A 9,316-nucleotide genomic window follows, 5' to 3' on the forward strand; every position below is an offset into this window, starting at 1 on the left:
CAGGAAGTTCATCACTTCCTGCCTCTGTGGGTTCTTCGGTTGTCAGGCGTAGATCAGGTCGGTCAGCGCCAGTTCCTCCGCGCTGTGCCGGAGATTGTTCATCAGCCCCGTCCAGCGCATGGGATCGGTCGCTTTCAGCTCCTCCGTCACGCCCTCGGCCTGCGCCATCCGCTCCACGGTCTGCTCCACCATCTTCCGCGCGGTCTGCTCGATCTCTGCCAGATGCTCCGTCAGCTTGCCGCTGGTCTTGAGGTTGGTGTAAAGCACTCTGCGGCGCTTCTTCAGGTACTCCCTCCGCAGCTCCGCGTACTTGCCCAGATGCACCTCCGGCGTCTGCGGCATCAGCAGGTTCGGCACCTGAAAGCCGTCCTGCATCCTGTAAGTGACCTCCATGCTGTTCGCTCCTTTCATGGGGTGTTTCGTGTTGTTCTGTGCGGCCATCATAACCGATTCTCGTGCGGTTTGCAAAAAATTGATCCCGCTGAGCCTGCATGACCGTTCGGCTGATCTCCCGCAGGCCCATCTCTGCGATGTCGCTGGTGGCGATGCCCAGGGCGTTGATGGTGGGCGGCGTGTTGAATTCGTAGACATGGGCAAATTCGTCAGCGGTGAAATAATCGTCCGCCCGCAGGCCCAGCCGGGTCATCAGCATATAGGCCACGCTGACCTCCAGCGCGTCCCGGTAGAACACCTCTAAATTGAGGTCGTCCAGTTCCTCCAGCAGGCTGTCCTCGCGGCAGTCGCGGAGATCTTGCAGGTAGTCTGTGATGTTATCTGCCACGGCATTGTGGCAGGCAGAGCGCACGGCGTCCGCAAGATTTTCTTTTTCGGCCAGGTTGCCGAAGGTGGCTTCTAAGGTTTCGATGACCTCCGGCTCAAAGGCCGGGTGCATCGTCCAGATGGGTAGCGGACGGGCAAAACGGGACGCATGGGTGTCCGAAACATCAAAATAGAGTTTCAGGCAGTTTTGCCCGTCATCGCCAAATACGGCGATGCTCTTGGCCCCACGATTGACCCAGCGGCCAAACTGACGGTTCCAACGCTCCATCTCAAGGACCGCCGTAGCGTCCGGGCGCTGGGCGTAGATCAGAATTTGATCATCGAAGGGACATTTGTAGTTATAGCAGGCCGCGCGGAGAAAGCCCGTCCAGCTTTGATAGCTGCCGGTGACGCTCTGCACAGTCTGGTCGTACAGTTCGGTGATGAACTGAAATTTGGTCGGCAAGGGAACACCTCCTATCGCTCCGGCTCCGCTCGCTTCTTAGCATGGGAGCGCGCTTTGTTTTTCAGCTGTGCGCGGTATTTCTCGAAGGCAGCACGCTGATAGCAGTACATATAAAAATTATAATCGCCCTTTGTCGGCGTACAGCGCAGCATATACACATACTGCTTGCTTTCCACCAGAAACGCGCAGGACGGAAGCACTGCATTTTTGATCTCACAGCTATTTCGGTATCGCTTATAGCAAAATTGCATGGCATTGAGATCGTGCAGCGGAGAATCCGGCTGCTCCCGCAGCCAGTTCACCGTGCGGTTAATATCGGCCTTAAACTCCGGCGTGTTCAGCGTGTTATGCTGGTGGGGCCACCATGTTGTATAAAACTGCTTGCCGCTGCCAAAATCACCCCGCAGGTGTCCCACGCAGCCCGCAGACTTGTCCTGTTCCTCACTCTGGGAGTAACAAAAGTCGTGCAGCGCTGTGTCGTCGGCTATGAAAAAGTTGATGACCTGTTTTTCACTGAGGGGATATTCCTGTTGAAACTCTGCCAGAGAGAAACAGCCGGATTGGAAATCCAAATCACCGTCATTCAGTTCCAAGCCGCCGCTGATGGGTAACTGGATCGGCTCCCGCGTCAGGACAGTGCCGAAAAAGTCCACCATGATACCGCGTGCCAGTTCTACCGGCTCACCGCCGTATTCGTCGCTGTACCGGACTTCGTAGCGGTACACGCCATCCGGCACGGTAGATCGGTCAACACGCAAGTCGGTGAACAGGGCAGGTACGCCGAAAATCGTCACCTCATCGTAGGTCAGGCGGTTTGCATCGTGTCTGCTCATCGCTCATCACCTCGCTCTTTCGGGGCCTTTTTGTGTTTCTTTGGTCGCGGTTGCTTCGCCAGTTCTTCCAGCGTGCGCGGTGGTTTATCGTCAAAGGAAATCAAAATGTTGCGAGGGGGCGTGCCTTTCAACATCTGCTCGACCTCTCCCAAATCATGCTTCTCTTTATCATTCATAGCGTTCTCCTGTTCTGAATATGGAAAAACAGAGATTTGTGCATCTTCAGCCGCAAATCTCTGCTCTAATCGCTCTACTGTCCAATTTTGTTTGAATTGTCCCAATGGGTTATGCCCGAACTGTGCGATGGCTCGCTGATCCATGCTGCGAAGTTTGCTCCATAATTCGGGGTGATGGTGCCGCAGCTTCCGCAATTCGTCGATTCGCTGGAGCGGACAGCACCAGCAGGAACAGCGATGATATATCTCATACAGTCCGCCCCAGTCATAGCCGCGATCATAGCATATTTTCAATGCCTCTGCCTCTGTGATTCCCCAATCCACCAGCGGATACTGCTCGTTTTTGATCCGCTTGGGTTCGTCTGCGGCAATGCCGACATAATGCAGCGCATGGTAGTTACCTTTGAGCCGATTGACCTCTTTGTTGATAAGATGGGTTTTAAGCTGCCCGGTACACCATCGAACTTTGACACCGGGCCAGCCGTTTCCGTAAAGGGGAACGCCTAACCGCTGACGGTTTTCGATGGAGGACGGTTTCTGCTTTTCCTCCTCAAACATTAAGTATTCAAAGCCTTTTGGGTGGCGGAGCGTGGTCAGGTGGATACCGCGCTCCCGATACAGATACTTGTCCAGCTTTGCCAAATGCTCATACATTTCCGGGAACTCCATGCCGGTATCTGCCGTAAGTACCATGTCGATGGGCATATCGCGCTCAATCATCAGAAGCAGCATGGCCGTGCTGTCTTTACCGCCGGAGAGGGATACCGCGTGGAATATTTTCTCTGCATTGCCCATCATAAAGCCCTCTGCGTGTAGCTGTTCTTGTTCATCTGCAAACCTCCTTGGATTTACTTGGCCGAAAGAAGAATATTCTTTCTCGGCACAGTAAGTTTTTCTTCTCTTTCGGCTTAGTTGGGAAAGGGGATTATAAGGGGAAAACCCATGCAGAGCCTAACGCTCCTGCTGCCGGAGTTGCCGCTTGTGCCAATCCTCCAGCAGCTTCACAATGACTTTCTGCTTTTGTGACGGCGTATAAGTTTTTGGAAAATATTTTGCCAGCACATCACCTTTGAGAACCAGCTTGTCCTCGATGGGCTTTTCCTCAGTCATGATCGCATCTATTACATTTTCGTCCAGTTTCCCATCTTGGCTGAACTGCTTGAGCCGTCGCGCCTGTTTGAGATTGGGCGTGCACTCCTCGCGCTCAATGGCATCGCAGAGCATTTTCTGTTCCGGCCCGGTGAGATAAGACACCTCCACCGCTGCATTGAACGCAATCGTCTTGTTGTCCACATGGTTCAACAGGTCAGGGACAAGGTTAGTTAAGCGAATATAGCGTGAAATTTGATTGCGGCTTTCACCTGTCTGGTCTGCTAGAAGTTCTCTTGACTCTTTGCCATTTAACTTCCGCCCAATTTGGGCGGAAGTTAAATCCGTCCGTTGCCCCTGTCGTTTCATCGCGTCCAGCTTCATCTTATACGCAAAGGCTTTCTCGGATGGAAGCAGTTCCTCGCGCTGCAAGTTACTGTCCACCATAAGCAAAATCGCGGTATCATCGTCCATTTCCCGCACGATAGCCGGTATCTCGGTCTTACCCGCAAGCAGGCTGGCGTGATGACGGCGGTGTCCCGATACGATTTCAAAATTGCCGTCATTTTTCGGGCGTACCAGAATGGGAACCAAAACGCCCCGTTCCTTGATACTCTCGACCGTTTCCAGCATTTTATCATCGTCTATTACCTTGAACGGATGGTTCGGGAATGGCTCCAGCTTATCCAGCGGAAGGCTCTGCACACGCTCTTGCGTGTCTGCCTGCCGTTCTTCATCCGTCTTGAACAAATCGTCATAGCTGGCGAGCTGAATGTTTTTCGCGGCACTTTTCATGCTCCAGCACCTCCTTCGTAAATTTCTCATAGGCGGTCGCTACGGGACTGCGCGGGTCAAAGCTGAAAATGCTTGTGCCTCTGGCGCTCATTTCTGCTGCCTTGATACCGCGCGGTATCTCGGTATCGTAGACCCGTATCGCCTTGCCGTAGGCGTTCCGCACAAGCTGGCTGATTTCCTTAGAGAAGTTCGTGCGGCTCTCTGTCATGGTGATGAGGATACCGCTGATCTTCAGATTGGAGTTGAGCTGCCGCTGTACTTTGCTCACTGTGCGGAGCAGTTGCTCCAAGCCTTTCACGGGAAGATAATGGGACTGCACCGGGATAATGACACGATCCGCCGCTGTCAGTGCGTTCAGCGTCAGCATACCGAGCGACGGGGAGCAATCGACTAAGATGTAGTCGTACTGCCGCTTGACCTCGTTCAGATAGGTTCGCAGCACCGTTTCGCGGCTCATGGTGTTCACAAGGGACACCTCTAAGCCGGAAAGCTCAATGTTGGCAGGCAGTAAGTCCATGCCCTCCTTGTGGTGGAGAATGCCGTTCTGCGGCTCGATGGGGCGGTCTGAGATGATGCGCTCCAGCATGGTAGCCAGTGTGGGCGATAGTTCGTCCGGCTGCTGCCAGCCGAGCATCTCGGTCAGGTTCGCCTGACTGTCTGCGTCGATGAGCAGGACACGCTTACCTTGCCGCGTAAGTCCTGCGCCCAGATTGACTGCCGTGGTGCTTTTGCCCACGCCGCCCTTCTGGTTTACGATTGCGATGGTCTGCATAGGTTTTCCGTCCTTTCTTTCTGATTTTTTGCATAAAAAAGCGGAGCATTTCAAACAAATGAAATACTCCGCTGATGCTGTCTATGAAGTTGTTATATACTATTACGATTCAGTCAAATCGAAATGCCGCCGTCAGTGCGTTTTCTGCGGCATCAGACATCTTCTCTGTGATGTGCGTGTAGTACCGCAGAGTGAACTCCAATTTGGAATGCCCCAGCATTTCCTGCACATAACGAGGATTGAGTCCGTTTTCCGCCAGCACTGTGGCGTAGGTATGCCGCAAATTATGGAACTTGAAGTGGATACCCAAGTCCTTCTTGATGATACGGGCAAGAAACTTTGCACCGTTGGTGGTCAGCATCTCGCCGTTGGCTTTGACATTGATGAAGTCCGGAACCTCGATGATCTTCTCTTTCTTAGGCTCGCGCCGGTCCGTCACGAAGTTGCGCTTGTAGCCATCACCGTACAATTTGCGCTCTGCGTCGTGCTGCATCTTCATGTCCGCAAGATATTGGGCAAATTCGGCTGTGATATTCACAGACCGATAGGAATTGACCGTTTTCAGCGGTGCAAAGCACCACTGCTTATTCTGATAGAGAAGCTGTTTGCAGACCTTGATCTTTTTCTTCTCAAAGTCGATGTCACTCCATGTGAGGGCAAAGCACTCACTTTCCCGCAGACCGGCCTGCAATCCAAGCTGGAATGCGATTTTGGAACGGGTGGATTCGATACGCTCGATCATCTGCTCCAACTCCTTGCGGTTATAAGTCACGATGTCACCCACATGGCGCGGATCAGGAGGGGGCGGTACCAAGTCCATCACATTCTTTTTCGTATACTTGTGGTCGTGGGCATAGCGAAGGATCACATTGAAGAACTTGTACATTCCCTTCACATACTCCTCGCTGTACTTTATCCGCTTCTGATTTAAGAAGTCGATAATCATAGTGTCCGAAATTTGGTAGACATACAGCGGCCCGAACTCGTCCTTGATATGGTTCCGATAGAGAGAATCATATTTCTTCAAGGTAGCATAGGCTCTGGTGGCCTTGCCCTCACGCTCGATAAACTCCTCGTAGACGGTGTGAAACGAAATTTTCTTGTTTTCCACATAGTCGCCGGTGTTGTTTAGGTGGTAGAGTACATCCTGCATCGCTTTGGTCGCTTCACGTTCTGTCTTGAAGCCACCCTTTTCAACCTGCTTGCGCTTACCATCGACCGTACCCAAGTCAATACGATAAGACCATGCGTTTTTTCGCTTTTTTCTGACGCTACCTTTCATTTCTGGGTCCTCCCATAGATTGATTTTCTAACGAGAGTATAGCAGGCATCTGAAAAGACGGCAAAAAATGTTCCCACGGATTTTAGTTAGGTGAAGTACCCGCAAACCCGCATGGCGTCTGGGTTTTTCGGCATTTTCGTGGGAACATTTTAGAAAATCTCTCCTCGCAGAGAAATGTTCCCACAATGTTCCCACGGATTTCACCAAGCCAGCATATAGACGCAAAAATGCGGCTCACACTTTACTGTGAACCGCATTTCTGTTACTGCGTATCTTTTGTGCTGAAAACCGCTGGTTTTACGGGCTTTTCGCCGTTCCCTCCGCGTATTCCAGCACGGATATACAGACTTTCTTACTTGTTGAAGTAACGCTTCAGCAGGCCCTCGAAAGCCTTGCCGTGGCGGGCCTCATCGCGAGCCATCTCATGTACAGTATCATGGATTGCATCGAGGTTCGCAGCCTTTGCACGCTTCGCCAGATCGAACTTGCCAGCGGTAGCGCCGTTCTCAGCCTCAACACGCATCTCGAGGTTCTTCTTGGTGGAGTCGGTTACGACTTCGCCCAGCAGTTCCGCAAACTTAGAGGCATGCTCTGCTTCCTCGTAAGCAGCCTTCTCCCAGTACAGGCCGATTTCCGGATAGCCCTCGCGGTGTGCAACGCGAGCCATTGCCAGATACATGCCAACCTCAGTGCACTCGCCCTCGAAGTTTGCACGCAGATCCTTCATGATGTCTTCCGGAGCGCCCTGTGCTACGCCAACAACGTGCTCAGCCGCCCAGGTCTTCTCACCGGACTGCTCCTTGAACTTCTCAGCCGGAGCATGGCAAACCGGACACTCAGCCGGAGCTGCTTCGCCTTCGCAAACATAACCACATACGGTACAAACAAACTTCTTCATGATTTTTTCCTCCTAATATCCTTTTTAATGATTTTATTTTGGGGACGGAAGAAAACGATCCATCGTAATGGAACAAAGCTGTTCTCGCAGAGACCGATTAATCTCGGAGAACACACGATGAAAATCGCATTCCTTCCGGTTGCCTACACGGGTACATTGAAATTCATTGGCCAAGCAATGGTTGATTGCAATCGGCCCATCAATACATTCAATGATCTCACCAAGAGAGATTTCAGAAGGCTGCCGATTGAGTTCGTACCCGCCTGCCACGCCCTTATAGGACTTGGTGATCCCGGACTGGGTCAACTTGCGCAAAATCTTAAGTGCAAAGCGCAGCGTTACGCCCGCCGACTCTGCCACATCTTTCGCACACTGCTTATCCCCTGCCATCGCCAGGCAATAGGTCACGCGAATTGCATAATCCGCTTCATGTGTGATTCTCAAGCCGTTCCTTCCTTTCTCTAATTGGAACATCTTCAGTATAGTATTGTTCCGCGAAATTGTCAATAGTATTTTATCAAATTTAATATGTTTTTTTATTTGATATAAAGTATCATTAAATTGCTCAGTTTTTTATCATTGGCCAGAATCTATCCGGCAGCGCCAGTATATCACATATTCGAGTAAATGTCTATGAATTTTCCCACTATCCCTATCTTCGTGCGCGCTTGAGCCGCTAAGGTTTTCAGAAGGATGCGCTGCCATAAAAAAACAGGCCGCAAAACGCGACCTGCTTTTTGTGTATCCTAAATATCCGAACGCTTGCGCTCAGTCCAACTGCGCCAGCGCCTGATCAACGTCGGCGATGATATCCTCGACGTTCTCCAGACCAACCGACAGACGGACCAGACCCGGCTCGATGCCCGCGGCGACCAACTGCTCATCGGTCAGCTGGCGATGGGTTTCCGAAGCGGGATGCAGCACACAAGTGCGGATATCCGCAACATGCACCTCGTTGCAGGCGAGCTTTACGCTGTCCATAAACTGCATCGCAGGCGTACGGCCACCCTTGATGTCGATGCTCATCACGCCCGACGTGCCGAGCGGCAGATACTTCTGTGCGCGCTCGTAATGCTCGTTGCCCGGCAGCGCAGGATAACGAACCGAGAGCACCTTATCCGACTTTTCCAGATGCTTTGCAACCGTCAGCGCGTTCTCGCAGTACTGCTTCATACGCACAGGCAGCGTCTCCAGACCCAGATTGAGCAGGAATGCGGAGTGCGCCGCCGGATAGCAGCCAAAGTCGCGCATAAGCTGCATACGCGCCTTGATGATATAGGCCACATTGCCGAAATCGCGGGTGTAAACAACACCGTGGTAGCTTTCGTCCGGCTCGGTAAAATCCGGGAACTTGCCCGAAGCCGCCCAGTCGAACTTGCCGCTGTCCACAATTACGCCGCCGCCCTGCACCGCATGACCGTCCATGTACTTGGTGGTGGAATGGATGACGATATCCGCGCCCCACTCAATCGGGCGGCACAGAATCGGAGTGGCAAACGTATTGTCCACAATCAGCGGCACATTGTTTTTGTGCGCTATGTTCGCCCATTTTTCAATATCAAGTACGGTCAGCGCCGGATTTGCCAGCGTTTCACCAAACACCGCCTTGGTGTTATCCTTGAATAACTTCTGAATCTCCTCCTCAGAGGCTTCCGCGTCCGCCCAGATGCACTCGATGCCGAATTTTTTGAGCGTTACGCCAAACAGGTTAATCGTGCCGCCGTAGATGGTGGAAACCGCGATAAAGCTGTCGCCCGCGGAGCAAATATTGAGGATGGACAGCAGGCTGGCCGCCTGACCGGACGAGGTCAGCATTGCAGCCGCGCCGCCTTCCAGCGAGGCGATTTTCTTCTCCACCGCGTCGCAGGTCGGGTTGGCAAAACGAGAGTACATAAACTCGGTCGGCATATCGAACAGGCCCGCAATATGTGCGGTCGAGTCGAAGCGATAGGTAGTGGACTGGACAATGGGCATCACGCCCGGACCGCCGTTTTCAGGCTTGTAGCCTTCATGCAGGCATTTGGTTTCAATCTTCATCTATAAAACTCCTTTGCAGGGATTTTTGACACAAGGATATTGTATCACGCCGGAAAAAGCCGGTCAAGCATGCACATCCTTTGCTCGACTTTGCGCACTGTAGGTTTGTCAAACATATTGGACAGAGAACTCTAAGGGAGAAAACCAACCTAGAGGCCTCATGGGAAAGTTGTTGGAGTGGCGATTATGGATAGCGAGCTGCTTGGCGA

9 protein-coding genes are annotated in these 9,316 nt (G+C 52.3%); all 9 read right to left on the reverse strand.

Annotated elements, in window-relative coordinates; all coding sequences use genetic code 11:
* Positions 1-42: 42 nt before the first annotated feature.
* The 9 genes from ACTQ3V_RS06100 to ACTQ3V_RS06140 all read right to left on the reverse strand — a co-directional run bounded on the left by ACTQ3V_RS06100 (position 43) and on the right by ACTQ3V_RS06140 (position 9,107).
* Complete coding sequence (locus tag ACTQ3V_RS06100) at positions 43-591, reverse strand: TnpV protein (RefSeq protein ID WP_441466756.1); 549 nt, start codon at positions 589-591, stop codon at positions 43-45.
* 645 nt (positions 592-1,236) lie between these two features.
* On the reverse strand, positions 1,237-2,058 hold the full coding sequence (locus tag ACTQ3V_RS06105) for an LPD28 domain-containing protein (RefSeq protein WP_441466757.1): 822 nt from the start codon (positions 2,056-2,058) through the stop codon (positions 1,237-1,239).
* Positions 2,055-3,032 (reverse strand): phosphoadenosine phosphosulfate reductase domain-containing protein, encoded by a 978-nt coding sequence (locus ACTQ3V_RS06110; RefSeq protein ID WP_441466758.1) that lies wholly within the window; start codon positions 3,030-3,032, stop codon positions 2,055-2,057. The genes ACTQ3V_RS06105 and ACTQ3V_RS06110 overlap by 4 nt, the downstream gene beginning before the upstream one ends.
* A 153-nt stretch (positions 3,033-3,185) precedes the next feature.
* Positions 3,186-4,118 carry a ParB/RepB/Spo0J family partition protein gene (locus ACTQ3V_RS06115; RefSeq protein WP_441466759.1) on the reverse strand — a complete coding sequence of 311 codons (933 nt, stop codon included), beginning with the start codon at positions 4,116-4,118 and terminating at the stop codon, positions 3,186-3,188.
* The gene (locus ACTQ3V_RS06120; protein ID WP_441466760.1) at positions 4,078-4,890 is read right to left on the reverse strand and encodes a ParA family protein; all 813 of its coding nucleotides are present in this window, start codon (positions 4,888-4,890) and stop codon (positions 4,078-4,080) included. The genes ACTQ3V_RS06115 and ACTQ3V_RS06120 overlap by 41 nt, the downstream gene beginning before the upstream one ends.
* Before the next feature lie 109 nt (positions 4,891-4,999).
* A complete protein-coding gene (locus ACTQ3V_RS06125; RefSeq protein ID WP_441466761.1) occupies positions 5,000-6,172 on the reverse strand; it encodes a site-specific integrase in 1,173 nt (390 codons plus the stop codon).
* A gap of 352 nt (positions 6,173-6,524) precedes the next feature.
* On the reverse strand, positions 6,525-7,070 hold the full coding sequence (locus ACTQ3V_RS06130; RefSeq protein ID WP_441466762.1) for an NADH peroxidase: 546 nt from the start codon (positions 7,068-7,070) through the stop codon (positions 6,525-6,527).
* Positions 7,071-7,103: 33 nt separating this feature from the next.
* Positions 7,104-7,514, reverse strand: a complete 411-nt coding sequence (locus ACTQ3V_RS06135) for an RrF2 family transcriptional regulator (protein ID WP_441466763.1) — start codon at positions 7,512-7,514, stop codon at positions 7,104-7,106.
* Positions 7,515-7,838: 324 nt separating this feature from the next.
* Positions 7,839-9,107, reverse strand: coding sequence for an O-acetylhomoserine aminocarboxypropyltransferase/cysteine synthase family protein (locus ACTQ3V_RS06140; RefSeq protein ID WP_441466764.1), 1,269 nt, complete (start codon positions 9,105-9,107; stop codon positions 7,839-7,841).
* Between the last annotated feature and the right edge of the window lie 209 nt (positions 9,108-9,316).

Origin of the sequence: Candidatus Agathobaculum pullicola, assembly GCF_052117205.1 — a bacterium.
Lineage (GTDB): Bacteria > Bacillota > Clostridia > Oscillospirales > Butyricicoccaceae > Agathobaculum > Agathobaculum pullicola.

Excerpts from the sequence above, each read along its gene's own strand:
- ACTQ3V_RS06100 (WP_441466756.1), bottom strand. The coding sequence starts at position 591 with ATGTCTACGAATTCAACACGCCGCCCACCATCAACGCCCTGGGCATCG.
- ACTQ3V_RS06105 (WP_441466757.1), bottom strand. The coding sequence starts at position 2,058 with ATGAGCAGACACGATGCAAACCGCCTGACCTACGATGAGGTGACGATT.
- ACTQ3V_RS06110 (WP_441466758.1), bottom strand. The coding sequence starts at position 3,032 with ATGATGGGCAATGCAGAGAAAATATTCCACGCGGTATCCCTCTCCGGC.
- ACTQ3V_RS06115 (WP_441466759.1), bottom strand. The coding sequence starts at position 4,118 with ATGAAAAGTGCCGCGAAAAACATTCAGCTCGCCAGCTATGACGATTTG.
- ACTQ3V_RS06120 (WP_441466760.1), bottom strand. The coding sequence starts at position 4,890 with ATGCAGACCATCGCAATCGTAAACCAGAAGGGCGGCGTGGGCAAAAGC.
- ACTQ3V_RS06125 (WP_441466761.1), bottom strand. The coding sequence starts at position 6,172 with ATGAAAGGTAGCGTCAGAAAAAAGCGAAAAAACGCATGGTCTTATCGT.
- ACTQ3V_RS06130 (WP_441466762.1), bottom strand. The coding sequence starts at position 7,070 with ATGAAGAAGTTTGTTTGTACCGTATGTGGTTATGTTTGCGAAGGCGAA.
- ACTQ3V_RS06140 (WP_441466764.1), bottom strand. The coding sequence starts at position 9,107 with ATGAAGATTGAAACCAAATGCCTGCATGAAGGCTACAAGCCTGAAAAC.